Here is a 24,990-nt window from a genome sequence, read left to right as displayed (position 1 = left end):
GTAACGTCATGCCCGATTTCACTCCTGCGCCCGGCGGTGACAGTGCCGCCCGCGTCAATACGCCTGATTTGTCCGCGTCTGCCCAAGCCCTCACCATGTCTGGCGAGCCAACGTGTGCCCGCGAGCGGGCGCTGGCGCTGCTGCGGCAATGCGATCCGTTCGTGAAGGCGGCGGGCGTGATCGCCCTGCGAGAGGCGGTGCTTGCCGGGAATGCGATCTGGCAGCCCGCGCGCCAGTTGAACGCGATGCCGGACGGCGCCGAGGAACCCAACGCATCCGGCGCATCGGGCGCGGCGGGTGATCATGATGGCGTCGATGAGCCCGGCATCCCGGGGCGGCCGGCCGAGCCCCGTCTCGTCTCGCCGCGCGAGCTGGAGCACCGCGCCGTGACGACCGTGGCGGGCCGCGCGGCCCTGCTGCACGCGCTCACGCATATCGAGTTCAATGCGATCAATCTGGCGCTGGACGCCTTGTGGCGCTTCGATGGCCTGCCAAATGCGTACTACGACGACTGGATGCTGGTTGCCGCCGAAGAGGCCTATCACTTCTCGTTGCTGGCCGAACATCTGACGACACTGGGCGACGATTACTGCTACGGATGTTTCCCCGCACACGACGGCCTGTGGGTGATGGCGCGCAAGACGTCGGGTGACTGGCTCGCACGCCTGGCGTTGGTGCCGCGCACGCTGGAGGCCCGGGGGCTGGACGCCAGCCCGCCGATTCGGGCCAAGTTGGCGAGCGCAGGCGACAAGGCCGGCGCCGCGATTCTCGACATCATCCTGCGCGACGAGATCGGTCACGTGGCCATTGGCAACCGCTGGTATCGCTGGGGTTGCGAGCGCGCCGGTTGCGAGCCCGTCGAGACCTACGCCCGGCTGGCCGCGCAATACGGTGCGCCGCGCCTGCGCGGTCCCTTCAATCTCGAAGCGCGCCGCGCCGCGGGTTTCGACGACGACGAATTGGCCGCGTTGCAAGCGGGCGGGTGAGGCGCCGTCCTGTTTTTGATGCCGATATACTCGACTTTTCCTAATTGTTTCGATCTTCACTATCTGGCGGCGTCATGACCGATTCGCGATCCGAGTTTCTCACCGTGCGCGGCCTGCGCCACCATGTTCGGCAATGGGGGACGCCCGGCGCACCGAAGTTGTTCCTGTTGCATGGCTGGATGGATGTGTCAGCCTCGTTCCAGTTTGTGGCGGAGTCGCTGGCGCAGCGCTGGCATCTGCTCGCGCCGGACTGGCGGGGCTTCGGCCTGACCGATTGGCCGGTCGCCGACGGCCGCAGCGGCAGCTACTGGTTTCCCGACTATCTCGGCGATCTTGAAGCGTTGATCGACGTGTATGCCGAACCGGGTGAGGCCATCAACCTGATCGGTCACAGCATGGGCGGCAACGTGGCATGCCTGTACGCGGGGGTGCGTCCGGCACGTGTGCGCCGCCTCGTGAATCTGGAGGGTTTCGGTTTGCCGCCGTCGCAGCCGCTGGCAGCGATTCGACAACTGGGCCGCTGGCTGGACGATCTGCAAAATCCACCGACATTGCGCCCGTATGCAACGCACGCCGACGTGGCCGAGCGCCTGCGCAAGACCAACCCGAGATTGTTGCCGGCACGCGCCGAGTGGCTGGCGCAGCGTTGGGCGCGTCAGGCGCGCGACGGGCAATGGCATTTGCTGGCCGATGCTGCGCACAAGATGACGAACCCCTATCCCTATCGTCTGGATGAGGCGATGGCGGTGTGGGGCAATGTCAGCGCGCCGGTATTGCATGTGGAGGCCACCGATTCCGAGGTGTTGCGCCACTTCGTCGGGGCGCAGGGCAAGGCGGTTTTCCGTGAGCGATTCGAGGTGTTTCCGAATCTGACCGAGGCTTTCGTCGACGATGCCGGGCACATGCTCCATCACGATCAGCCGGAAGCGGTGGCGAAGCTGATCGACGACTTCTGCCGCGAGTGACGTCGGCTTGACCCGCAACGGTGAAAACGCGTTGCCAGCCCGTCTGGCGAGCCGTTTCGCACGCGCCGTACCGTGCCTCCAAAACCACATGGCAACTCGCATCGCGTCCACTTGAGCGGTAGAATGAACACGTCATACGACGTCATGCGCCGGATTCCGGCGCGAATGACGCGTCATCGCCTGGCGGCACATCATGTTCAACGCAGATCTTCATTGTCATTCCAAAGTGTCGGACGGCACGCTCTCGCCGTCTGAAGTGGCGCAAGTCGCGGCCGATGCCGGGGTCGACCTGTGGGCGCTCACGGATCACGATGAAATCGGCGGTCAACGCGAGGCGAGGGCTGCGGCCGAAGCGCTGGGCATGCGCTACGTCAGTGGCGTGGAAATTTCGATTACGTGGGCCAATCGCACCGTCCATATCGTCGGCCTGAACATCGATCCCGAGAATGCCGCGCTGGTGGCCGGGCTGGCCGCAACGCGTGGCGGACGCGCCGATCGCGCGAAGCTGATGAGCGAACAACTGGCCGTTGCCGGTATTCCCGATGCGTATGAGGGCGCGCTGCGCTTCGTCGGCAACCCCGACCTGATTTCGCGCACGCACTTCGCGCGTTATCTGGTGGAAATCGGCAAGTGTGTGTCGGTGTCCGACGTCTTCTCCCGTTATCTCGCCGAGGGGCGGCCGGGTTATGTGCCGCACCGCTGGGCTACCTTGCAGGACTCGGTGAAGTGGATTGTCGGTGCCGGCGGCATTGCCGTCGTGGCGCACCCGGGGCGCTACAAATTCACGCCGCTTGAGTTTGGCGCACTGTTCGATCAGTTTCGCGAACTGGGCGGCGAAGGCATCGAAGTCGTCACCGGCAGTCACACGCCGGATCAGTATCGCGAGTACGCCGAGGTTGCGCGTCAGTATGGCTTTCTGGCCTCGCGCGGCTCGGATTTCCATGGACCGACCGAGAGCCGAGCGCTTCTCGGCAAGCTGCCACCGTTGCCGGACGATCTCGTTCCCGTCTGGAGCCGCTGGCAGTAAATTTACGACGCTATGTCGCAATTCTTCCAGATCCATCCGGAAAACCCGCAGTCACGTCTCATCAAGCAGGCCGTCCAGATCATCGACAAGGGCGGCATCGTGGCGTTGCCTACCGATTCGAGCTACGCAATTGCCTGTCACATCGACGACAAGAGCGCTGTCGATCGCCTGCGCCGCATTCGCGGACTCGACGAGAAGCAAATGCTCTCGCTGCTCGTGCGTGACCTGTCTGAACTCGCCGAGTTTGCGATGGTGGACAACCGTCAGTTCCGGCTGATCAAGGCCACGACGCCGGGGCCCTACGTGTTCATTCTCGAGGCCACGAAAGAGGTGCCGCGCCGGTTGTCGCATCCGTCGCGAAAGACCATCGGCCTGCGCGTGCCGGATCACGCCATCACGCTGGCATTGCTCGAAGAGCTCGGCCAGCCGCTGCTCGCCACGACCCTGATCCTGCCAGATGAAACCGAGCCGCTGAACGACCCCGAGGAGATTCGTGAGCGGCTCGAAAAGCAGCTCGATCTCGTGATCGACGGCGGGGCTTGTCCGAAAGAGCCGTCGACCGTGGTCGATCTGACGGTCACGCCGCCCGAGGTCATCCGTCGGGGCCGCGGCTCGCTGGCGCCGTTCGGGCTGTCCTGATCGGGCCGGGCAACCCCTCGGTGGCCGGGATTGCGCAATATCCCGTAATACTGGCGCGCGGGCTGGCTTGCTACAATAGCCGGCTATGAATGCCGACCTGATCCAGACCATTGCGGTCTACGCGCTCCCCGTCCTCTTTGCGATTACGTTGCATGAGGCGGCCCATGGCTATGTCGCGAAGTATTTCGGCGACCCTACGGCCTTTCTGATGGGGCGCGTGACGCTCAATCCCATCAAGCACATCGACCCGATCGGCACCATTCTCGTGCCGCTCGCGCTCTATTTCATGACGAGCGGTGCGTTCCTGTTCGGTTACGCCAAACCGGTACCGGTGGCGTTCGGCAGTTTGCGTAACCCGCGCGTCGATACCATCTGGGTGGCGCTGGCCGGCCCGCTGTGCAACTTTGCTCAGGCGATTTTGTGGGCACTCTTCGGCGTGGGCTTGCAGATCGCTGGTGTGCATGAACCGTTCTTCATGATGATGGCGCAGGCCGGGTTGCTGGTGAACCTCGTCATGTGCATGTTCAATCTGTTCCCGATTCCGCCGCTCGATGGCGGGCGCGTGCTCGTCTCGCTGCTGCCGGCACGTGCGGCTTACACACTCTCGCGCCTCGAGCCGTTCGGCTTCTTCATCGTGATGGCGCTCGTGGTGAGTGGTGTGCTGGGCCGTGTGTGGCTCTGGCCGCTCATTCAATGGGGCCGCGACCTCATCGTATGGATGCTGACGCCGTTGCTGTCGCTGATTTCCTGACGATCCCGAAAGACACAGATTCACCCACAAAAAGCACCACAAAACAACACCGGACCCTATGTACCCCGAACGCGTTTTCTCCGGCATGCGACCGACCGGTCGCCTGCACCTCGGCCACTATCACGGTGTGCTCAAGAACTGGATTCAGCTCCAGTCCGAGTACCCGTGCTATTTCTGTGTGGTCGACTGGCACGCGCTCACCACGCATTACGAAACCCCCGAAGTCATCGAGCAGAACGTGTGGGACGTGCTGATCGACTGGCTTGCCGCCGGTATCGATCCGAATCAGGCCACGTTGTTCATTCAGAGCAAGGTGCCCGAGCACGCGGAACTCGCGCTGCTGATCGGCATGAGCACGCCGCTGGGCTGGCTCGAGCGCGTGCCGACGTACAAGGAACAGATCGAGAAACTGCGCGAGAAAGACCTGTCGACGTATGGTTTTCTCGGCTATCCGGTGCTGATGGCGGCCGACATTCTGCTGTACCGCGCGCTGCACGTGCCGGTAGGGGAAGATCAGGTGCCGCACGTCGAGATGACGCGCGAAATCGCGCGACGCTTCAACTATCTGTACGGTCGCGAAACGGGCTTCGAAGAGAAGGCGCTGTCGGCTGCACGCAAGCTCGGCGGCAAGCGCTCGAAGTTGTATCTCGAACTGCGTACGGCGTATCAGGAGCAGGGCGACGACGAGGCGCTGGAACAGGCGCGCGCGATGCTCTCCGAATCGCAGTCGCTGTCGATGGGTGACCGTGAGCGGCTCTTCGGCTATCTCGAAGGCGCCCGCAAGCTGATTCTGGTCGAGCCGCAGGCGCTGCTCACGCCGGCTTCGCGCATGCCGGGGCTCGATGGCCAGAAGATGTCGAAGTCGTACAACAACACGATCGGCCTGCGCGAAGACGCGGAATCGATCACGAAGAAGGTGCGCACCATGCCGACCGATCCGGCGCGTGTGCGACGCACCGATCCGGGCGATCCGGATAAATGCCCGGTGTGGCAACTGCATCAGGTCTACACCGATGACGACACGCGCGACTGGGTACAGAAGGGGTGCCGTAGTGCCGGCATCGGCTGTATCGAATGCAAGCAACCGGTCATCGAAGGCATTCTGCGCGAGCAGCAGCCGATGCTGGAGCGCGCGCAGAAGTACATGGACGATCCGTCGTTGCTGCGCGCCATCGTCGCGGATGGCTGCGAGAAGGCGCGCCGTTCTGCGCAGGAAGTCATGCGCGACGTGCGCGAAGCGATGGGACTGCAATATTCATGACGGCGACGCCAGTCTCCGGCATCGGTATCGACGGCGCGGCGGTGAGCGAGACCGCACCGCACGGTACCGGCGCACCGTCGGCGTGGGTCGCGCGTTGGGCGCATCTTGTCCGGCCCGGCGCGCGTGCGCTCGACCTCGCTTGCGGTTATGGCCGTCACACGCGCTGGCTCGCGGGACTCGGGGCGCAAGTGAGCGCCATCGATCGCGATGCCGATGCGCTTGCCACATTGGCGGCCTTGCCCGGCGTCACCGCATTGCAGGCCGATCTCGAAGGCGCGGCGTGGCCGTTGCCGGACGAGGCCGTCTTCGACGTCGTCATCGTCACGAATTATCTGTACCGTCCGTTACTTGCCCGTATTGCGGCGTGTGTGGCCCCCGGCGGGGTGCTGCTGTACGAAACATTTGCGCAGGGAAACGAAAGGTTCGGGAAGCCGTCCAATCCCTTGTTTTTATTGGCGCCCGGCGAGTTGCTGGACGTGGCTCGCGCGGCGAATCTGCGCGTGGCGGCCTATGAAGATGTCACGCTCGCAGCACCTCGTGCGGCCTGCGTGCAGCGTTTGTGCGCGACGCGCGCGACCCCCGGGGAAAACCCCGGGACTGCCGCGCTGTACGAGGCGGCGGCGTAATCCGCTACAATCCACCCTTATCGCTGAATTGTTCGATAAACCATGACTACCCAAACACCGATTCAAGGCAGTATCGTCGCGATCGTCACGCCGATGGCCGAAGACGGCAGCCTTGACCGCGAAGCGCTGCGCAACCTGATCAACTGGCATGTCGACGAAGGTACCGACGGTATCGTCATCGTCGGCACGTCGGGCGAATCGCCGACGGTCAACGTCGAAGAGCATTGCGAACTGATTGAAATCGCCGTGCAGCAAACGGCCGAAGCCGGGCAGTCGCGCGGCCGTAAAGTGCCGGTGATCGCCGGCACGGGCGGCAACTCGACGGCCGAAGCCATCGAACTGACCAAGCACGCGAAGTCAGTGGGTGCCGATGCTTCGCTGCAAGTCGTGCCGTACTACAACAAGCCGACGCAGGAAGGCCAGTACCAGCATTTCAAGGCCATTGCCGAAGCCGTCGAGCTTCCGGTCATCCTCTATAATGTGCCCGGCCGTACCGTGGCAGATGCCAGCAACGATACGTTGCTGCGTCTGGCACAAGTGCCCGGCATCGTTGGCGTGAAAGACGCCACGGGCAACCTGGATCGCGGTATCGACCTGATCCGGCGCGCCCCGAAGAGCTTCGCCGTGTATAGCGGCGACGACCTGACGGCCGTAGCGCTCATGCTGATGGGCGGTCAGGGTAATATCTCGGTCACCGCCAACGTGGCACCGCGTGCAATGCACGAGTTGTGCGTCGCTGCGCTGGCCGGCAACGTGGCCAAGGCACGAGAACTGCAATTCGCGTTGTTCGAACTGCACCGTGCAATGTTCGTCGAAGCCAATCCAATCCCCGTGAAATGGGCACTGCAAAAGATGGGTATGATCGCGTCGGGCATTCGCCTGCCGCTCACGCCGCTCGCGCAGGCGTATCAGGAAACGGTGCTGAGTGCCCTGAAGGCGGCGAACATCGCTGTCGTTTAAGTTTTTCATTGTGGCTCCCGGGATCGATTGCCCACCCCTTTTTTTGCGACTCATGAAACGAATCGTCAGTATTTCCGTAGCTCGTCCCGTGCTGGCATGGGCCGCTATCGCCTCGTTGGCCCTCGTTGCCGGTTGCAGTTCGCTCTCCAGCGCCCTGTCCTCGGATAAGGTGGATTACAAGAGCTCCAAGGTCGGCCCCTCGCTCGACGTTCCGCCGGATCTGACGAATGTTCAGGCCAACGACCGCAAGTACGTGTCGCCGGCCGGTACCGCTACGCTGTCGAACTACGAAACGCAGCAGAAGGTCGTTGCCGCCAATCCGAATGCGAACGACACCGTGCTGCCCGACGTGCCGGGCATGAAGGTCGTGCGCGACGGCAACCAGCGCTGGTTGGTGATTCAGAAGGCACCGGCCGATCTGTGGCCGACGCTGCGTGAATTCTGGCAAGAAAACGGTTTTGTGCTGACCATCGATTCGCCGGACACCGGCGTGATGGAAACGGACTGGGCCGAGAACCGCGCCAAGCTCAATCAGGACATCATCCGCGACCTGCTCGGCAAGGTGCTCGACGGCCTGTATTCGACCGGCGAGCGCGATCGCTTCCGCACCCGTGTGGAACGTGATCCGAACGGCGGCACGGACGTGTACATCACGCACCGCCGCATGGTGGAAGTGTTCACGAACTCGCAGAAGGACACGACCAAGTGGGAACCGGCGCCGAATGATCCGGGTCTCGAGGCGATCTTCCTGACGAAGATGATGCAGCGTTTCGGCGCACAGACCGAACAGGCGAAGGCGCAAGTCGACAACGCCAAATCGGGCGCGCCGGCGAGCCAGGTCGTGAAGACGGCTGACTCCGCTTATCTCGACATCAACGAGCCGTTCGATCGCGCATGGCGTCGCGTGGGCGTTGCGCTCGACCGCGGTAACTTCACCGTGGACGATCGCGATCGCGCCAAGGGCCTGTATTTCGTGAGCTATGTCGATCCGGCATCGCTGGCGAAGGACAACGGCTTCTTCTACAGCCTGTTCCATGCGAAGGAAGTGCAGGACAGCAAGAAGGCGAAGAAGTACAGCGTGAACGTGCAAGGCCGCGGCGACAGCCAGACTCGCGTGCAGGTGCTCGACGAGAAGGGTAACGTCGACAACTCGCAGATCGCGCAGACGATCATCAGCGTGATCGGCAACCAGCTCCGTTAAGGCGGGGCGTGCGGTTCGCCAGTCTGGGCAGCGGCAGCGAAGGTAATGCCCTGCTGGTGGAGGCGTCGGAAGGCGTCTCCACCACACGTATCCTCCTCGATTGCGGATTCTCGATGCGAGAGATCGAGCGGCGCCTGCTGGCGCGCTCGGTCGACGTGGCTTCACTCGATGCCATCGTCATCACGCATGAACACGCCGATCACATCGGCAGTGCACTCTCCCTCTCTCGCAAACATCGCATCCCGCTCGTCATGAGCTGGGGCACGGGGCAAGCCGTCAAGGCACATGCCGCGCGCAAAGGCGATAGTGACGATGGTCTGGCGCTCGTGCGCTGGTGCCGCTCCGATGAGCGGGTCGCCGTAGGCGGCATCGAACTGGCACCCTACACGGTGCCTCACGACGCGCGAGAGCCCCTGCAATTTGTCTTCTCCGATGGCGCACGCCGTCTGGGTGTGCTTACGGACGCCGGCTGTGCGACGGCGCATCTGATCGCGACACTCGGCGGCTGCGATGCGTTGGTGCTCGAATGCAATCACGATCGCGAGATGTTGGCGAACAGCAAGTATCCGGCATCGCTCAAGGCGCGCATCGGCGGCACGTACGGGCATCTGGCCAACGACACGGCGGCAGAGATTCTGGCGGCGATCGATCGTGAGAAGTTGCAGCGGGTGATTTGTGCTCACCTGAGCGAGCAGAACAATACGCCTGAGCTGGCGATGGCGGCGATGTCGGCGGTCATCGGTGCGGCAGCCACGGAGATTCTGGTGGCAACCCAAGCGGGCGGGTTCGACTGGTTGACGTGTTAGCCGTGTGAGGCGTCTGTGCCGTGCGGGCGGTATCGGCCGGGCGGCCATGCGTCGACAAATGCGCGGGGCAATAAAAAAGCCGGTCGAAAGACCGGCTTTTTTTACTCAACTGCCTTGCGGCAGCGAGAGCTTACTTGCTAGCAGCAGCGTCAGCAGCCGAAGCAACGGCGTCAGCAGCAGCACCAGCAGCCGAAGCGGCCGTGTCAGCAGCAGCACCGGCAGCCGAAGCAGCCGAGTCAGCAGCAGCGCCAGCAGCCGAAGCAGCGTCCGAAGCAGCCGTAGCAGCCGAAGCGGCAGCGTCAGCGGCCGGAGCAGCGGCTTCTTCCTTCTTGCCGCAGGCGGTCAGAGCCATAGCAGCCAACAACGAAGCGACGAGGAGAGACTTCTTCATGATCACGTCCTTTTATGGTAGAAGACAAGCGAATGAATAATTAGTTACGGTAATACGCTCTTGCCAGCGCAAAGCCGATTGCGAGACATTGGCAATTGAGGATTACCCTTGGTCATGCAAGCTGCTTGGCGAGAAATTATATTGGGTTTTCCCCAAGGCGTCACGTCTATCTCGCGCATTTACCCCGCTTTTTTCCTTACCGTGCGCAACTTTCGCACGATTGGTGTATCCGGCCCAAGAAGTAACCAGCCCGAGGCGTACCAATCGTACAGAATTTCGGCAATTTCTTGGTCATTTTGGTCGAAATTCGCACATTCGCTCGCTTCCAGCGTCCGGTGATCGGCAAGTCGCCGTAACGTCGATCGCGCGTTGACGGGTACTTCGAGCGGTTCGCCGTTAACGTAGTATCGGTTGCGTCGATACAACAATTGCGACTTCGCAGAGAGCGCTACACCCCGTGTAGCGGCCGCACGCGCAAAGCGTGCCGGTGTTAACGGCGTATCAGGTGCGTCGAAAAACACATGCGACTTCGGCTCGCTGAGCCAGCGTCCGAGAAAATCTTCCACTTCCTTTTGGCCCCATCGCACTTTCTCGAGCTGTGAGACCAGTGTGTCGATCATGGCATCCGGCAGGGCGGCGGGGTGTTTGACGGCAGGTTGATGCGGATCGGCGTATCGGCCAGCGAAATGGCGGGAAAACGAGAGTTCCGGCGCGTTTTCTGCCAGGTGATACAGGAAGTTCTGGAGCATCTCCTGCTCGAGCGGTGCGCGAAAGCCGATCGAATACGTCATGCATTCACCTTCGGCCACGCCGTCGTGTGCATAGCCGGGCGGCAGGTACAGCATGTCGCCGGGTTCGAGCACCCATTCTTCTTCGGCTTCAAAGTGTTTCAGAATACGCAGCGGCACGCCTTCCTGCCACGTGGTGTCGCGTTGCGGCCCGATGCGCCAGCGGCGTTTGCCGTGCGCTTGCAGCAGGAACACGTCGTACGAATCGAGGTGCGGGCCGACGCCGCCGCCGTCGGTGGCGTAGCTGATCATCACGTCGTCGAGACGAGCGTCGGGAATGAAGCGAAACTGTTGCATGAGCGCGTCGACGGCGTCAGCGTGCAGGTTGACGCCCTGTACCAGCAGCGTCCACTGCTTGTGCGTGAGCGGCGGCAGATCGTCGGCGTCGAACGGGCCGTGTTCGAGTTGCCAGCGCTTGCGCGAAAGGCTAACGAGGCGCGATTCGACATCGTCTTGCGCGGCGAGTGCAAACAGCGCTTCACGCGAAAGCGGGGCGGTGAAACCGGGAATGGCCTGGCGGATGAGCAGCGGGCGCTTGTGCCAGTAGCGCTTCATGAAAGCGTCCGGGGTCAGGCCGCCGAGCAGCGTCGATGTGGGCTTGGATGTCGTCATGCGTAGGTCGTTGGTGCGTCGGGGCGGGAGGCCGTCGGCGCAATGTGCGGTGTTCGTGCCGTGCGGGCAATGTGCCGTCGGCCGCCGTTTGGCCGCGCCGGCGGGGCGCAAAACCCTTATCGATCGATCATTGGCTCGCCATCAGGTTGCGCTCACGCAGGTCCGCTATAATGCGGGCTGTTTTTCGGAGAGTTTGATGAAGATCGAAAAGAATACTGTCGTGTCGGTGACGTACTCGTTGTCGGACGCTCAGGGCAACCTGATTGAAGAAAGCGGCGCCGAGCCGATGGTCTACCTGCACGGCGGCTATGATGGCACGTTCCCCAAAATCGAGGAAGCACTCGATGGTCAGGACGTCGGCTACGCCACGCAACTGCAACTGGAACCGGCCGACGCGTTCGGCGACTACGATCCCGAGATGATCAAGGTCGAAGAGCGCAGCCGTTTCCCGGATCCGCTGGAAGTCGGCATGCAGTTCGAAGGCACGCCGGAAGATGGCGACGAAGAAGGTGACACGTTCATCTACACGGTGACCGATGTGGCCGACGACAAGGTCGTGCTCGACGGGAATCACCCGCTGGCCGGCATGGCGCTGCGCTTCGACCTGAAGGTGACGGACGTGCGTCCCGCGACGGAAGAAGAAATCGAGCACCAGCATGCGCACGGCGCAACGGGTCTCGAGATCGTCGACGAAGACGAAGACGACGCCCCCACGATTCACTAAGCTTGCTGCGTCGCACGCGCCCCGCTAACGGGTGCCGGGCGACGGCGAGCGCGAGTCGCCAGAACGAATTCGCCGGACCGGTGCACTGCTCACGCAGTGCGCCGGGTCCGGCGTTTTTCGTTTCGATCCGTGGAAAGCAACTGGCTGCCTGCGGTGACTCAGTCGTCGCGTGCCGGTGCTCGGGCGGCGGGCTTGTCGCTGGGCATCAACGACGGTCCGAGCGGCGTGACGCCCTGATTCGGGTCCGAGTTGTTGATCGCAGCACCTGACGCCGGATACAGCGTGGAGTAGGGCGCACCGTAAGGCCCCATCCCTTCGCCGCCGATGCCCGTCTCAGGGTAGGGGGTGAGCCCTCGCGGCGGCGTCGGACCCGTGCTTTTCTGCGCACTTGCCGCCGCACTGTTCGCCGGCAGCAACACCCCATCGACGCTGAACACCTGCGCGGTGCCCGGATCCACCCGCACGCGCACCCAACGGTTCACGGTCGGCGTGCCGTACGTGCTCACCTGTGTGAACGATTTGACGATCGCGCCGTGCACGTCACGCAGCGGCTGCGTCAAGTGCAGGGTCTTGCCGCTGTCGATCAGCAGAATCGGCGCCTTGAACCGGCTCGCGAGCTTCTGCAACTGCACGCGGAAGTCCTTGTACCCGTCGACACCTCGCCGCTCGTTGCGATCGGAGAACATCCCGCGCAAGCCACCGCCGCGCACCGGTTCGAATTCCGGATCGGCCTGCACGACGATGACCATGCCTTGCGCGTCCTTCTGCTGCGCATACACAAGGGCGTGCTGCAACCAGACGCGCGTCGCAATTACCCGATCTTCGAACTCACCATTGCGCCCGCCAGCCGAGCGGTAATTGTTGTTGTTCCCGGGCAGATTCAGGCCGACGAACACGATGCCGCGATAAAACCACCGCACGTTTTCGTGATACTGCCGAAAGCGCGCCATATCGCTCTGGCGCGTGAGATCGAACTGCGCGTGTCCGACCGGGCCGGGCCCCAGGACGTCGTCGTTGCCGAAGGCCCGATCGCGCAGGAAGTCAAGCCGCTCAATGGGGTTGTAGCTACCGTCGGTGGCACGCTGACAGTCGGCCCAATCGTTCGCGCCCGGCACGTAGATGAGCGGTTTGGGAGAACTGGAGAGCAGGTTGATCCGCTCGGTGATGAGTTCGTCGCGGCAGGACTCGGTCGGGCCCTTGAAATTGCCCGCATGCACGACGAACGCCGCCGGCCCGTCGCCGATCGTGGCCAGCACGCTGCGCACGACCGGCACCTCGGTGTTGCCGAACGGCGTATTGCCGAGCACCGCGAATTCGAACGACGGCAGCTTGGGCGTGGCTTTGACGGGCGTTTTGGTCGGTGTTTTGGCGACCGCGTGCGAGCGGCTGCTCTGTGCGGCTGTCGTTGCCGCCGTCGTGGGTGCCGGCCCCGTCACGAGCGCGAGCATGACCAGCGCGACGCAAGCCCGGCCGGTGCTGCCGAAGCGTGCGACGCGAGGGATGCTCAGATGACGAGAGCTCGGCATGGCGATGCGTGGCGGCCTCAGTTCGACGTGCGGCCGGCCAGCAGGCCGCGCAGTTCGTACAGCAGATCCAGTGCTTCGCGAGGGCGGAGGTCGTCCGGGTCGATGTCGGCCAGTCGCGCCAGCGTGGCCTCGGCGGCCGGATCGAGCGCAGGTGCGCCCGCGTGCTGCGCCGCATTGCGCCTGTCCGGGGCCATCCCGTCGATCGCATCGATGGCGTCGCGCTCGTCGACGTCATCGCTGTCGTGATTGACCGCCGCACGCGGTGCGAACAAGTCGAGCTGCGGTGCCGCCGGATCGAGTGCCTGCTGTTCAAGCAATGCCAGATGCTTGCGCGCGGCACGAATCACCGGCATCGGCACGCCGGCGAGTTGCGCAACCTGAAGCCCGTAGCTCTGGCTGGCCGGGCCGTCCTGCACCGCGTGCAGGAAGACGATGCCTTCGCCGTGCTCCACAGCCGAAAGATGCACGTTGGCGCATTGCGGGAATTCGTCAGGCAGTTGCGTCAACTCGAAGTAGTGCGTGGCGAACAGGGTGTACGAGCGGTTGTGCCCGAGCAGATGGCGTGCGATGGCCCAAGCCAGCGCAAGACCATCGAATGTCGACGTGCCGCGCCCGATTTCGTCCATCAGCACGAGACTCTGATCGGTGGCCGTGTGCAGAATTGCTGCCGATTCGGTCATCTCCACCATGAAGGTCGAGCGCCCGCCGGCGAGGTCGTCCGACGCGCCGATACGCGTGAAGATCGCATCGAGCGGACCCAGTCGTACGGATTCCGCCGGCACGTAACAGCCCACATAGGCGAGCAGCGCGATGAGCGCCGTCTGACGCATGAACGTCGATTTACCACCCATGTTCGGGCCGGTGATCAACAGCAGGCGGCGCGGGTCGCCGAGCGAGCAATCGTTTGCAATGAAGCGCTCGACCTGCTGCTCGACCACCGGGTGGCGGCCTTGACGGATATCCACGACGCGTTCGGCGATCAGATCGGGCTTGACCCACCCCAGCGTTTCCGCACGCTCGGCGAGGGCGGCAAGCACGTCGAGCTGCGCGAGCGCTTGCGCAATGCGCTTGAACTCGCCGATATGCGGCAGCAATTCCTGCAACAGCGCTTCGTAAAGCACCTTCTCGCGGGCGAGCGAGCGCTCCTGTGCGGAGAGGGCCTTGTCTTCGAAGGTCTTGAGTTCCGGCGTGATGTAGCGCTCGGCATTCTTGAGCGTCTGGCGGCGACGGTAGTCGTCGGGCACCTTGTCAGTCTGGCCGCGCGTGACTTCAATATAGAAGCCGTGCACCTTGTTGAACTCGACGCGCAGATTGTTGATGCCGGTGCGGGCGCGCTCGCGCGCTTCGAGATCCACCAGAAACTGGCCGCAGTTCTCCGAGATGTCGCGCAGTTCGTCGAGATCGGCGTCGTAGCCGCGTGCCATCACACCGCCGTCGCGCAGCATGACGGCGGGTTCTTCCGCGATGGCGGCCGTCAGCAAAGCGAGCGATGCCTCGGGAATGGCAAGGTCTTCGTGCAGCATGGCGAGCAGCGGTGAGTGCGCTTCGACGGCGCGCAACGTCACGTGCAGTTCGGGCAGGCGGCGCAGGGCGTCGCGCAGGCTCGACAGATCGCGCGGGCGTGCTGTGAGCAGCGCGAGACGTGCCGTAATGCGCTCCACGTCGGCCACATGACGCAACTCGCCGCCCAGTGCACGCCAGGCACCGGGGCCTTCGAGCAGCGTCGCGATGGCCTGATGACGGGCCTGCGGCACTTGCTGATCGCGCATCGGGTGATGCAGCCAGTGACGCATCAAGCGGCTGCCCATCGTGGTGCCACAGGTGTCGAGCAGGGAGAGCAGCGTGGGCGACTCCGTCCCGCGCAGCGTCTCGGTCAGTTCGAGATTGCGGCGGGTGGCGGCGTCGAGCCCAATATAGGCGGCTTCTCGCTCTACGTTCAGATTTTGCACATGGCGCAGCGACTGACCCTGCGTGGCGGCTGCGTATTGCAGCAACGCACCCGCAGCGCCAAGTGCCGGGTTCAGGCCGTCGCAGCCGAAGGCCGTCAGGCTTGCCACGCCCAGTTGATCGCGCAGGCGCTGGGTACCGGCAGCCGTGTCGAAATGCCAGTCGGGCACGCGCGTGGTGGTGCCGAGCGAGAGACCTTCGAGGGCCTCCAGCGCGCTATCGGGCACCAGTGTCTCTGCCGGACGAATGCGTTCGAGCTCGCGTGCCAGCTTGTCGGCGGCCACTTCCATCAGGCGCAGTTCGCCACTCGCGAGCGATAGCCACGCCAGACCGGCAAGGCGTTCGCCCGAGCGCCGCGCCGACGACGGGGCGGCGGGGGGCAGTTGTACGGCCAGCAGGTATTGATCGAGTTTGTCGCTGAGCAGGGCGGCGTCGGTGAGTGTGCCCGGCGTGACAATGCGCACGACTTTGCGCTCCACGGGGCCCTTGGAGGTCGCCGGGTCGCCGATCTGCTCGCAGATGGCCACGGACTCGCCGAGCTTGACCAGCTTGCCGAGATACTGCTCCACGGCATGGTGCGGCACACCGGCCATGCGAATCGGCTGGCCGCCCGACTGGCCGCGCGCGGTCAGCGTCAGATCGAGCAGGCGCGCCGCTTTCGCCGCATCGTCGTGAAACAGCTCGTAGAAATCGCCCATGCGATAGAAGACGAGCATGTTCGGATGATCGGCCTTGATGCGGCTGTACTGCTGCATCATCGGCGTCATCGGTGCGGCTGCGGAGGCTGGGGTGGCTTGGGCTTGGGTGCTCGTCATGAAAGAAAAATCGGGTCGAAGCGACTGAATTCGGGGTGAGGCTGCTTAGCGTGGCCAATCGGGTGCGTTCATGTGACGTGCCGGGCCGGGCCCGGAACACCTCAAATCGCCCCCATCTGGCGCGTTGGATGCGCAATTTTACGACGGGTTCGGTGCCGCTCGTGACGGACTGTGTCTCGATGCCCACTTTGGGTGCCGATGAGACTGTTACACGAAGGCGGCGAGTTTTGCTCAAGTTTCCCAAAACTGTGCCGTTTCGGGTGGTAAGCTCTCGCAAAAATGAACAAGAAGCAAGACTAGCTACTCTCGCACGGGTCGGTATGGTGAAGACGTTGAAGGGACGGGTTGCGGCCACGACGGCGCTCGTCTCGATGATATTGATCGTCGGCGTCGCCGTCGGTATTGAATTTTTCGTCTACGGAGAGTTGCGCAGCTCGTTGCAGGCCCAACTCGACAATCAGGTCAAGCTCGTGGCCGATCAGCTTGACGACAAGGTGCGGGCGAAGTATCTCGCGCTGCATCGCATTTCGCGTCACCTCGGCAACCCGTACGCGATGACACCCGCACAGCTCGATGCGTTCGCTAACGCGTCGGTGTCGATGCCCGAGACGTTCAATACCTTGTTTGTCGCGGCCCCCGATGGGCGCGTGATCTACGACTCGACCTTCCCCGCGACGCCGGTCAACGTTGCCGATCGCGACTATTTCAAAGCATTGCTCGCGGGCGCACCGCAGGCGATCTCCGGATTGATTGCCGGCAAGATCACGCGCTCGCCCGGCGTTGTGCTGGCCGTGCCCGTGCGTGACGCTGACGGGCGGATCACGGCCGTGGTGGGCGGGGCGGTCAACCTGTTGCGGCAGAACTTCATCGTCGATCTGGCGAGCAATGCGGTCGGTGACACCGGCCGCTATTGCCTGATCACGAATGAAACGCCAGCCCGCTATGTGATTCAGGCGGATGTCACCAAGATACTCACCGCCGTCGGCCCCGAGCAGACGCTGTGCGGTGTGCGCGATGCCGGTTCCAACGATCTCGTGCACATGCACCCGCTGGTGGCGCGCGCGGCGATGTCGACCACCGGATGGTCGCTGGTCGCCGTGTTGCCCGGGGTGGAAGCCTTCGACCCGCTGGCGAGGGTGCGGCGTCGCGTCGTGATGCTTGCCATCGCCGCTATCGCCATCGCGGCGTTCGTGATGTGGTGGGTGGCGCGGCGCATGCTGCGCCCGCTCGACACGCTGCGTGATCTGGTGGTGCGCAGCGCGAGCGATTTGCGTGCCATCCAGTCGTTGCCGGTACAGCGTGCCGATGAGATCGGCGCATTGGCGAACGCGTTTCGCGAAATGATGGAGCGTCTGGGTGATCGTACCGATGCGCTGGAGTCGTCGCGCGAAGCCGCGCGCGCCAATGTGCGCCGCATGCAGGAAATCGCCGACCGGGTGCCGTTTCTGGTGGCGTTTCTCGATGGCGAGGAGCGTTTCGCGTTTGTGAACCGGGCCTGTGAAGTGCGTCTGCGCCGCTCGCGCGAACAAATTCTCGGGTCGACAGCGCAGGACTTGCTCGGCGCGTTGCTCTATCGCGAGTTCGCGCCGTATCTTGCGCGCGCGTACGCCGGCGAGGCCGCCACGTTTGTGTGGGATTTCGGCGAGAACAACGAGTATCGCTGCTTCGAGGTGAGTTATCAGCCGGAATGGGCGGCGAACGACGCGCTCGTCGGCGTGCACGTGTTCGTGCGCGACATCACGATCGAGCGCTCCAACGAACGCCGCTGGCGGCGAGAGTCGCACACCGATCACCTGACCGGGCTGCTCAATCGCAAGGGCTTCGATCAGGCGCTGGCCGCCGCCGTGCGCCGGGCGCGTGAGGGGGCGGGGGCACAGGCGCTGCTGTTCGTCGATCTCGATCGGTTCAAGCTGGTCAACGACACTTGGGGGCACGCGCTGGGTGACGAACTGCTGCGGCGTCTGGCCAAGCGGCTCGTGGCTTGCGTGCGCGAGAGCGACGATATCGCCCGTTTCGGTGGCGACGAGTTTGCGCTCATCATGCGTGACATCCACGATGTACAGGATGTCGAGCGCGCCGCGAAGGCCATTCTCGAAGTGGCTTCGCGACCGATGGCACTCTCGGTCGGCGATGTGGGAGTGGGGGCTTGCATCGGCGTGGCCATGGTGGCCTGCGGCGAAGACAAGACGCCGGACATGCTGTTCCAGGATGCCGACCGCGCACTCTATGACGCGAAGCACGGCGGGCGCGGCCGCTTCGTGTTCAGTGTTGGTGCATCGGCGCGATCGATCTAAGCCGGTGCACTGTCAGTGAGTACACAGCAACGGCGTCGGTCGTAACCGAGCCCGTTGCCATGGCGCTAGTAGTAAGTCAGCGCTCACCGGGGCTGCCAGTTGCTGCGCGAGTTGTTCTTGTCATCTCTGTGTCTTGTTGTGTCGCGCATTAGTCGCGGCCAATCGATAGCGCCTCGGCGATGAGCTTCCGTGTAGTTACGAACACAAATTGTCTGACGCACAATACGTGACGCCATCCGTTTGTAGCGGACTGCGACAGACGGTCCGGGCGTGGGGAAGTGATCGACCAGGAGGCAAGCATGAAACTCGAAGGCGGACGAAGCCGGGTAGTCACGCGGGCGGCTTCTGACGCAGGGTGGCGCGAAACGGGGTCGCGCCGTGAGCCGCCGCGGACATCGCATCGGAGACCGCGTGCGCGGCTCGACACCGATGCCACCGGGAACGAGACAAGACACGAGAGCCTGTCCGTTCGTGAAAACGAAGTGTTCCACATGTTGGTCGACGGCCTCGCCGTCAATGAAGTCGCTCACGCGCTGCATCTGAGTGAGCGAACGGTAACGTCGCATGTGATGCAAATCCTGCACAAGCTCGCGCTCGGGGACTGTGCAGAATTGATCGGCTACGCCGTGCGGTACGGGCTCGTCGATGAGGGCACTGAAGGCGCTGCTTGAGCGCGCTGCCTGAGCGCCTGTCGAACTAAAAGGAGTGCGCCGGTGTGCCGATGCAATGTCGGTGCGCGAGCGTGCCATTCGGACCTAACCCGGCGCGTCGGACGCGATCTTCGTGATGGCGGTACGACGCGCCAGTCACGCAGCGCTCGTCCGGCGTCGCAATGCTCCCGCTTCTTTCCCTTCCGGCGCTTATCCCTCGTCTCGATTACTGCCGCGCGTGCCCTGTGAGCCGACGCGAATTCGCGGTCGGTGATAAGGTACCGGCTCGAACCTATTTGACCTTTCCGCGCGAGACGCGCCCGGTACCTAACAAGGACAGACACATGAAAGCGATCGAGATCACGCAATTCGGCGCCCCTGAAGTGCTCAAGCTGACCGAGCGGGCTAAACCCGAGCTCAAGCCGGGCGAAGTGCTCATCAAGGTGAAGGCGTCCGGCGTGAATCGTCCCGACGTGCTGCAACGTATCGGTCAGTACCCGGTGCCGCCGGGCGCGTCGGATTTGCCGGGGCTCGAAGTGGCCGGCGAAATTGTCGAGGGCTCGCTGGACGGCGCCGACAATCGCTGGGGTCTGAAGATTGGCTCGCGTGTGTGCGCACTGGTGCAGGGTGGTGGTTACGCCGAGTACTGCACGGCGCCGCTCGCGCAGTGCTTGCCGGTGCCGGAAGGTCTCTCCGATGTGGAGGCGGCGTCGCTGCCGGAAACGTTCTTCACTGTGTGGAGCAACGTGTTCGATCGCGCACACCTCGGCAACACCGAAGCGGGCGAAAAGGAAGCGTTGCTCGTGCAGGGCGGCACCAGCGGCATCGGCGTGACGGCAATCCAGTTGGCCGTGGCGCTCGGTCACCGCGTGTTCGCGACGGCAGGTTCCGATGAGAAAGCGCGTGCGTGCGAGGCGCTCGGTGCCGAGCGCGGTATCAACTACAAGACGGAAGACTTCGTTGCCATCACGAAAGAACTCACGCAGGATCGCGGCGTGGACGTGGTGCTCGACATGGTCGGCGGCGATTATCTCCCGCGCGAAGTGCAGGCCCTCGCGTTCGATGGCCGCATTGCGATCATCGCGCTGCTCGGTGGCAGTAAGGCCACCCTCGACATGGGTGCGCTGCTGCGCCGCCGCCTGACGGTGACGGGCTCGACGCTGCGCCCGCGCTCGGTCGCCTTCAAGGCCGCGATTGCCCAAAAACTGCACGAGAAGGTCTGGCCGCTGTTCGCCGCTGGCAAGATTCGCCCGGTCATTTACCAGACATTCCCGGCAGAGCAGGCGGACAAAGCCCATGCTCTGATGGAAACCAGCACCCACGTCGGCAAGATCGTACTGACCTGGTAAGTCTGGCGGGCGGGGCGGGTAAAACTCGCGTGAAAGCACCAATTCATGCGGTTTTTCTCGCCTGATGTCCGGCGAAATTGACCCCCATAGCCCAGACGAACTAGAATGAGAGGTTTTTCGTCTATAAGCATGGGGGAGAAGGCGTGACATCTGCTATCGCAGCTTCGGCTCGCACCATCAGCCGCAAGGCTGGCAAGCTCGTCGTGGGCAACTGGAAACTGCACGGCAGTCTGGCCGGCAACGAGGCCCTGTTGGGCAGTCTGCTGGCATCGCCGGTATTGAGTGCATCGGGCGTGAGCGCCGCGGTGTGCGTGCCGTTCCCCTATCTTGCGCAATGCCAGGCGCGCCTCTCGGGGCAGGCGCTGGGTTATGGCGCGCAGGATGTGTCGGCGCAAGTGAATGGCGCGTTCACGGGTGAAGTGGCCGCGCCGATGATCGCCGAGTTCGGCGCGCAGTTCGTGATCGTGGGGCACTCGGAGCGTCGCCAGTACCATGGCGAGACCGATGCGAGTGTCGCTGCCAAGACGCTGCGCGTGCTCGATGCGGGCATGACGCCGATCGTCTGCGTGGGCGAAACGCTTGCCGAGCGTGATGCCGGCGACACGAAAGCTGTGGTGACCCGTCAGCTTGAGACGGTGCTGGCGGCGCTGAGCGCCGAGCAGGCCACGCAGATCGTCGTGGCCTACGAGCCGGTCTGGGCGATCGGTACCGGCAAGACGGCAACGTCGGCCGAGGCGCAGGCGGTACATGCGCATCTGCGCACGCTGCTGCGCGCGAAGGGTGCGGCAGTCGAGGATGTGGCGGTGTTGTACGGCGGCAGTGTGAAGCCGGACAACGCAGCCGAACTGTTTGCAATGCCCGACGTCGATGGCGGTCTGATCGGCGGTGCGGCATTGAAGGCAGCCGATTTTCTGGCAATTTGCGAGGCGGGTCTGCCGCGCTGATGCCGGTGCCATTTTTGTAATGGCACGAAATAGTCATGATGCGTCGCAACAAATGCGGCGCAAATCAGATTCTTCTATACGGGTGATGAGATGGGGTTGTTCAAAACGTTTTTGGTCGTGGTGCAGGTGCTTTCCGCGCTGGGCATCATCGGCCTGGTGTTGTTGCAGCATGGCAAGGGCGCCGACATGGGCGCTGCATTCGGTAGCGGTTCGTCGGGTAGTCTGTTCGGTGCTTCGGGCTCCGCCAACTTTTTGTCGCGCACCACGGCGGCATTGGCTGCCGTGTTCTTCGTGACCACGCTGGGCCTCACGTACATGGGTTCGTACAAGCCGAAGGCAAGCATCGGTGTCCTTGGTAATTTGCCCGCTGCAACGGCGCCGGTCGCCGCTTCGGCAGCAGGTGCATCGAGCGTTCCGGCACCGGCTTCGGTGGCGAATCCGCAAGACGTGCCCAAGTAATTGGCAAGCTGTTTTTGACGTGTAATAAGCGGTAAAGAAAATCGAAAAAAATTCGATTTGTGCATTGAACAAAATGCCGAAGAGCGCTACTATAGCGGTCTTGAAGCGATTCGTAAGTGACAGCGGATTGCAGACTATGAATGCCGACGTGGTGAAATTGGTAGACACGCTATCTTGAGGGGGTAGTGGCGAAAGCTGTGCGAGTTCGAGTCTCGCCGTCGGCACCACAGTTCTACGATGCCAGCCTTGCGTTTATGCTTTGGCTGGCATTTTATTTTGTGCTCACCGTTCATCCGCTTTCCGGTCCCCACACCATCGACGAGAGCGGTTCTTTGAACTAACCGAAAGAGGGTAGAGTTGAACCTCGGAACCTATTATCCCGTCCTGCTGTTTCTTCTGGTAGGTGGCGGTCTTGGGGCGGTACTGATTGGCGTCGGTAAATTCCTCGGCCCCAACAAACCCGACAGCGAAAAACTCTCTCCGTACGAGTGTGGCTTCGAAGCATTCGAAGACGCGCGCATGAAGTTCGATGTGCGCTACTATCTCGTCGCCATCCTTTTCATCCTGTTCGATCTCGAAACGGCATTCCTGTTTCCGTGGGGCGTAGCTCTGCGCGATATCGGCTGGGTGGGCTTTATCTCCATGATGGGTTTCCTGCTTGAGTTGCTGATCGGTTTCGTATTCCTGTGGAAGCGCGGTGCGCTTGACTGGGAATAAGGCCGGCGTTTGATAGCAGCATTGCAGAAGGATTCAGGGTAAGCATATGAGCATCGAAGGGGTTTTGCGCGAAGGGTTCGTCACCACCACGGCTGACAAACTCATCAATTGGACGCGCACGGGTTCGCTGTGGCCGATGACGTTCGGTCTCGCTTGTTGTGCAGTCGAAATGATGCACGCCGGCGCAGCGCGTTACGATCTTGACCGGTTTGGCGTGGTGTTCCGCCCGAGCCCGCGTCAGTCGGACGTGATGATCGTCGCCGGCACGCTGTGCAACAAGATGGCGCCTGCGCTGCGTAAGGTCTACGACCAGATGGCCGAGCCGCGCTGGGTGATCTCGATGGGGTCGTGCGCCAATGGCGGCGGCTACTATCACTATTCGTATTCGGTGGTACGCGGTTGCGACCGCATCGTGCCCGTCGACGTCTACGTGCCAGGCTGTCCGCCGACGGCCGAAGCGCTTGTCTACGGCATCATTCAGTTGCAGTCAAAGATCAAGCGGACTGCGACGATCGCTCGCAAATAACGCTACCGCCCATGTCTACACTAGAAAAACTCAAGACCACCCTGCAAAACGTGCTTGGCCCCCGCGCCGAGCTGTTGGTGGAAGCCCTTGACGAACTCACGTTGACGGTCAAGGCGAGCGACTATCTCGAAGTGGCGCACACGTTGCGCGATCACCCCGAGCTTAAGTTCGAACAGCTGATGGACGTAGCAGGCCTGGATTACTCGGCCTACGGCGACGGTGCCCATGACGGCCCGCGTTACGCTGCCGTCTCGCATCTCCTTTCGATTTCGTACAACTGGCGTCTGCGCGTTCGTGTGTTCGCGCCGGACGACGACCTGCCGGTCGTGGCCTCGTTGATCGACGTCTGGAGCTCGGCCAACTGGTTCGAGCGCGAAGCTTTCGATCTGGTGGGTATCGTGTTCGAAGGCCATCCGGACCTGCGCCGCATTCTGACGGACTACGGCTTCATCGGTCACCCGTTCCGCAAGGACTTCCCGACGTCGGGTTATGTCGAGATGCGTTACGACCCCGAGCAGAAGCGGGTGATCTATCAACCGGTGACGATCGAGCCGCGCGAAATTACGCCGCGCATCATCCGCGAAGAGCATTACGCCGGTCTGAAACATTAAGGTGGCCTTGTGGCAGACATCAAGAACTACACTCTGAACTTCGGTCCGCAGCACCCGGCAGCGCACGGCGTGCTGCGCCTGGTGCTCGAGCTGGATGGCGAAGTGATCCAGCGCGCCGATCCGCACATCGGCCTGCTGCACCGCGCGACCGAAAAGCTCGCTGAATCGAAGACGTTCCTGCAATCCGTGCCGTACATGGATCGTCTGGACTACGTCTCGATGATGTGCAACGAGCACGCCTACGTGATGGCGATCGAAAAGCTGATCGGCGTCGATGTGCCGATTCGCGCACAATACATCCGCGTGATGTTCGACGAAATCACGCGGATTCTGAATCACCTGATGTGGATTGGTTCCCACGCACTCGACGTGGGCGCGATGGCGGTGTTCCTGTACGCCTTCCGTGAGCGCGAAGACCTGTTCGACGTGTACGAAGCCGTCTCGGGTGCCCGCATGCACGCGGCTTACTACCGTCCGGGCGGTGTGTACCGCGACCTGCCGGAAGCGATGCCGAAGTACCGCGCGTCGAAGTTCCACAACGAGCGCGCCATCAAGCGGATGAACGAAGCCCGCGAAGGCTCGCTGCTCGACTTCATCGAAGATTTCGTGACGCGCTTCCCGAAGTGCGTCGACGAGTACGAAACGCTGCTCACCGACAACCGGATCTGGAAACAACGTCTGGTCGGTATCGGTGTGGTGTCGCCGGAACGCGCGTTGCAGCTCGGCTTCTCGGGCGCGATGCTGCGCGGTTCGGGCATTGCCTGGGACTTGCGCAAGAAGCAGCCGTACGAAGTGTACGACCGCCTCGAGTTCGATATCCCGGTGGGCAAGGAAGGCGATTGCTACGACCGTTATCTGGTGCGCGTGGAAGAAATGCGCCAGTCGGCGAGTCTGGTGCGTCAATGCGTGAAGTGGCTGCGTGAGAATCCGGGTCCGGTGATCACGGATAACCACAAGGTGGCACCGCCGTCGCGCGTTGAAATGAAGTCGAACATGGAAGAGCTGATTCACCATTTCAAGCTCTTCACCGAAGGCTTCCACGTGCCGGCCGGCGAGACGTACGCCGCGATCGAGCACCCGAAGGGCGAGTTCGGCATCTATCTGGTGTCGGACGGCGCTAACAAGCCGTACCGCTTGAAGATTCGTGCGCCGGGCTTCGCCCATCTTTCTGCGCTCGACGAGATGGCCAAGGGTCACATGATTGCCGATGCTGTCGCAATCATCGGTACCCAGGACATCGTGTTCGGCGAGATCGATCGCTAAACGCGCAGTGGGCGCCCCCGGGCGCCCACCGGTTTTAATTCGGCAGGGTTTCGCAGGTCGATACCGTTGCCGTTCCTAGTTGCCGTGCCTGTGAGTCGCAGGCGACCGAGATGATCGGTTGCCCGTGCTGGCACGAGCGGGGATAACGTTTT

At 62.8% G+C, this 24,990-nt stretch carries 24 protein-coding genes and 1 tRNA gene; 21 read left to right on the top strand and 4 right to left on the bottom strand.

The features are described from left to right. Positions 1 to 8: 8 nt before the first annotated feature. From CDV46_RS13150 to CDV46_RS13105, 10 genes are all read left to right on the top strand, one after another. The gene (locus tag CDV46_RS13150) at positions 9 to 986 is read left to right on the top strand and encodes a ferritin-like domain-containing protein (RefSeq protein WP_441339335.1); all 978 of its coding nucleotides are present in this window, start codon (positions 9 to 11) and stop codon (positions 984 to 986) included. Between the two features lie 74 nt (positions 987 to 1,060). Next, positions 1,061 to 1,951, top strand: coding sequence for an alpha/beta fold hydrolase (locus tag CDV46_RS13145; protein WP_087722931.1), 891 nt, complete (start codon positions 1,061 to 1,063; stop codon positions 1,949 to 1,951). Positions 1,952 to 2,144: 193 nt separating this feature from the next. Beyond that, entirely contained in the window at positions 2,145 to 2,978 is an 834-nt protein-coding gene (locus CDV46_RS13140; protein ID WP_087722929.1) for a 3',5'-nucleoside bisphosphate phosphatase, read from the top strand. A 12-nt stretch (positions 2,979 to 2,990) separates the two neighbouring features. Then, positions 2,991 to 3,617 carry an L-threonylcarbamoyladenylate synthase gene (locus tag CDV46_RS13135; protein ID WP_087722927.1) on the top strand — a complete coding sequence of 209 codons (627 nt, stop codon included), beginning with the start codon at positions 2,991 to 2,993 and terminating at the stop codon, positions 3,615 to 3,617. A gap of 85 nt (positions 3,618 to 3,702) precedes the next feature. Further along, complete coding sequence (locus CDV46_RS13130) at positions 3,703 to 4,368, top strand: site-2 protease family protein (RefSeq protein ID WP_087688210.1); 666 nt, start codon at positions 3,703 to 3,705, stop codon at positions 4,366 to 4,368. Between the two features lie 58 nt (positions 4,369 to 4,426). Continuing rightward, positions 4,427 to 5,629 carry a tryptophan--tRNA ligase gene (locus CDV46_RS13125; protein WP_087688209.1) on the top strand — a complete coding sequence of 401 codons (1,203 nt, stop codon included), beginning with the start codon at positions 4,427 to 4,429 and terminating at the stop codon, positions 5,627 to 5,629. After that, a complete protein-coding gene (locus CDV46_RS13120; RefSeq protein WP_087722925.1) occupies positions 5,626 to 6,255 on the top strand; it encodes a class I SAM-dependent methyltransferase in 630 nt (209 codons plus the stop codon). Before CDV46_RS13125 ends, CDV46_RS13120 begins: the two co-directional genes overlap by 4 nt. Before the next feature lie 42 nt (positions 6,256 to 6,297). Further along, the gene (gene dapA / locus CDV46_RS13115) at positions 6,298 to 7,215 is read left to right on the top strand and encodes a 4-hydroxy-tetrahydrodipicolinate synthase (RefSeq protein ID WP_087688207.1); all 918 of its coding nucleotides are present in this window, start codon (positions 6,298 to 6,300) and stop codon (positions 7,213 to 7,215) included. A 52-nt stretch (positions 7,216 to 7,267) separates the two neighbouring features. Then, complete coding sequence (gene bamC / locus CDV46_RS13110) at positions 7,268 to 8,416, top strand: outer membrane protein assembly factor BamC (protein ID WP_087688206.1); 1,149 nt, start codon at positions 7,268 to 7,270, stop codon at positions 8,414 to 8,416. An 8-nt stretch (positions 8,417 to 8,424) separates the two neighbouring features. Continuing rightward, the gene (locus tag CDV46_RS13105) at positions 8,425 to 9,222 is read left to right on the top strand and encodes an MBL fold metallo-hydrolase (protein ID WP_087722923.1); all 798 of its coding nucleotides are present in this window, start codon (positions 8,425 to 8,427) and stop codon (positions 9,220 to 9,222) included. A gap of 130 nt (positions 9,223 to 9,352) precedes the next feature. Here CDV46_RS13105 and CDV46_RS27115 read toward each other — a convergent pair whose 3' ends face one another. Both CDV46_RS27115 and CDV46_RS13095 read right to left on the bottom strand, forming a co-directional pair. Then, positions 9,353 to 9,613 carry a hypothetical protein gene (locus tag CDV46_RS27115; protein ID WP_170935958.1) on the bottom strand — a complete coding sequence of 87 codons (261 nt, stop codon included), beginning with the start codon at positions 9,611 to 9,613 and terminating at the stop codon, positions 9,353 to 9,355. Positions 9,614 to 9,792: 179 nt separating this feature from the next. Continuing rightward, complete coding sequence (locus tag CDV46_RS13095; RefSeq protein ID WP_441339334.1) at positions 9,793 to 11,124, bottom strand: JmjC domain-containing protein; 1,332 nt, start codon at positions 11,122 to 11,124, stop codon at positions 9,793 to 9,795. Between the two features lie 85 nt (positions 11,125 to 11,209). Between CDV46_RS13095 and CDV46_RS13090 the strand changes: the two genes are divergently transcribed. Further along, complete coding sequence (locus CDV46_RS13090) at positions 11,210 to 11,737, top strand: FKBP-type peptidyl-prolyl cis-trans isomerase (protein WP_058379378.1); 528 nt, start codon at positions 11,210 to 11,212, stop codon at positions 11,735 to 11,737. Between the two features lie 158 nt (positions 11,738 to 11,895). Here CDV46_RS13090 and CDV46_RS13085 read toward each other — a convergent pair whose 3' ends face one another. Both CDV46_RS13085 and mutS read right to left on the bottom strand, forming a co-directional pair. After that, entirely contained in the window at positions 11,896 to 13,263 is a 1,368-nt protein-coding gene (locus tag CDV46_RS13085; protein WP_087722921.1) for a hypothetical protein, read from the bottom strand. A gap of 17 nt (positions 13,264 to 13,280) precedes the next feature. Next, positions 13,281 to 16,025: a DNA mismatch repair protein MutS gene (gene mutS, locus CDV46_RS13080; protein ID WP_087722919.1), complete on the bottom strand. Its 2,745-nt coding sequence runs from the start codon at positions 16,023 to 16,025 to the stop codon at positions 13,281 to 13,283. A gap of 320 nt (positions 16,026 to 16,345) precedes the next feature. Here mutS and CDV46_RS13075 point away from each other — a divergent pair, with 320 nt between their 5' ends. The 10 genes from CDV46_RS13075 (at position 16,346) to CDV46_RS13030 (ending at position 24,838) form a co-directional block, all read left to right on the top strand. Beyond that, entirely contained in the window at positions 16,346 to 18,319 is a 1,974-nt protein-coding gene (locus tag CDV46_RS13075; protein WP_176399074.1) for a sensor domain-containing diguanylate cyclase, read from the top strand. Positions 18,320 to 18,618: 299 nt separating this feature from the next. Next, positions 18,619 to 18,990, top strand: coding sequence for a LuxR C-terminal-related transcriptional regulator (locus tag CDV46_RS27415; protein ID WP_140413358.1), 372 nt, complete (start codon positions 18,619 to 18,621; stop codon positions 18,988 to 18,990). A gap of 323 nt (positions 18,991 to 19,313) precedes the next feature. Further along, the gene (locus CDV46_RS13065) at positions 19,314 to 20,318 is read left to right on the top strand and encodes an NAD(P)H-quinone oxidoreductase (RefSeq protein ID WP_087722914.1); all 1,005 of its coding nucleotides are present in this window, start codon (positions 19,314 to 19,316) and stop codon (positions 20,316 to 20,318) included. A gap of 176 nt (positions 20,319 to 20,494) precedes the next feature. Then, positions 20,495 to 21,262: a triose-phosphate isomerase gene (gene tpiA / locus CDV46_RS13060; protein WP_087688731.1), complete on the top strand. Its 768-nt coding sequence runs from the start codon at positions 20,495 to 20,497 to the stop codon at positions 21,260 to 21,262. A 90-nt stretch (positions 21,263 to 21,352) separates the two neighbouring features. Continuing rightward, the gene (gene secG, locus CDV46_RS13055; protein ID WP_087688196.1) at positions 21,353 to 21,721 is read left to right on the top strand and encodes a preprotein translocase subunit SecG; all 369 of its coding nucleotides are present in this window, start codon (positions 21,353 to 21,355) and stop codon (positions 21,719 to 21,721) included. 142 nt (positions 21,722 to 21,863) lie between these two features. Further along, positions 21,864 to 21,948 (top strand) — tRNA-Leu (locus CDV46_RS13050). A gap of 130 nt (positions 21,949 to 22,078) precedes the next feature. Then, positions 22,079 to 22,438, top strand: a complete 360-nt coding sequence (locus tag CDV46_RS13045) for an NADH-quinone oxidoreductase subunit A (protein WP_058379371.1) — start codon at positions 22,079 to 22,081, stop codon at positions 22,436 to 22,438. A 46-nt stretch (positions 22,439 to 22,484) separates the two neighbouring features. Then, complete coding sequence (locus tag CDV46_RS13040) at positions 22,485 to 22,964, top strand: NuoB/complex I 20 kDa subunit family protein (protein WP_010807413.1); 480 nt, start codon at positions 22,485 to 22,487, stop codon at positions 22,962 to 22,964. An 11-nt stretch (positions 22,965 to 22,975) separates the two neighbouring features. Continuing rightward, a complete protein-coding gene (locus tag CDV46_RS13035) occupies positions 22,976 to 23,575 on the top strand; it encodes an NADH-quinone oxidoreductase subunit C (protein ID WP_058379370.1) in 600 nt (199 codons plus the stop codon). A gap of 9 nt (positions 23,576 to 23,584) precedes the next feature. Further along, positions 23,585 to 24,838: an NADH-quinone oxidoreductase subunit D gene (locus CDV46_RS13030; RefSeq protein WP_087688195.1), complete on the top strand. Its 1,254-nt coding sequence runs from the start codon at positions 23,585 to 23,587 to the stop codon at positions 24,836 to 24,838. Positions 24,839 to 24,990: the final 152 nt, after the last annotated feature.

This window comes from Pandoraea sp. PE-S2T-3 (assembly GCF_002179965.1).
GTDB lineage: Bacteria > Pseudomonadota > Gammaproteobacteria > Burkholderiales > Burkholderiaceae > Pandoraea.
The sequence above is the reverse complement of the archived record's forward strand: the minus strand, read 5'-3'. Positions and strand labels throughout refer to the sequence as shown.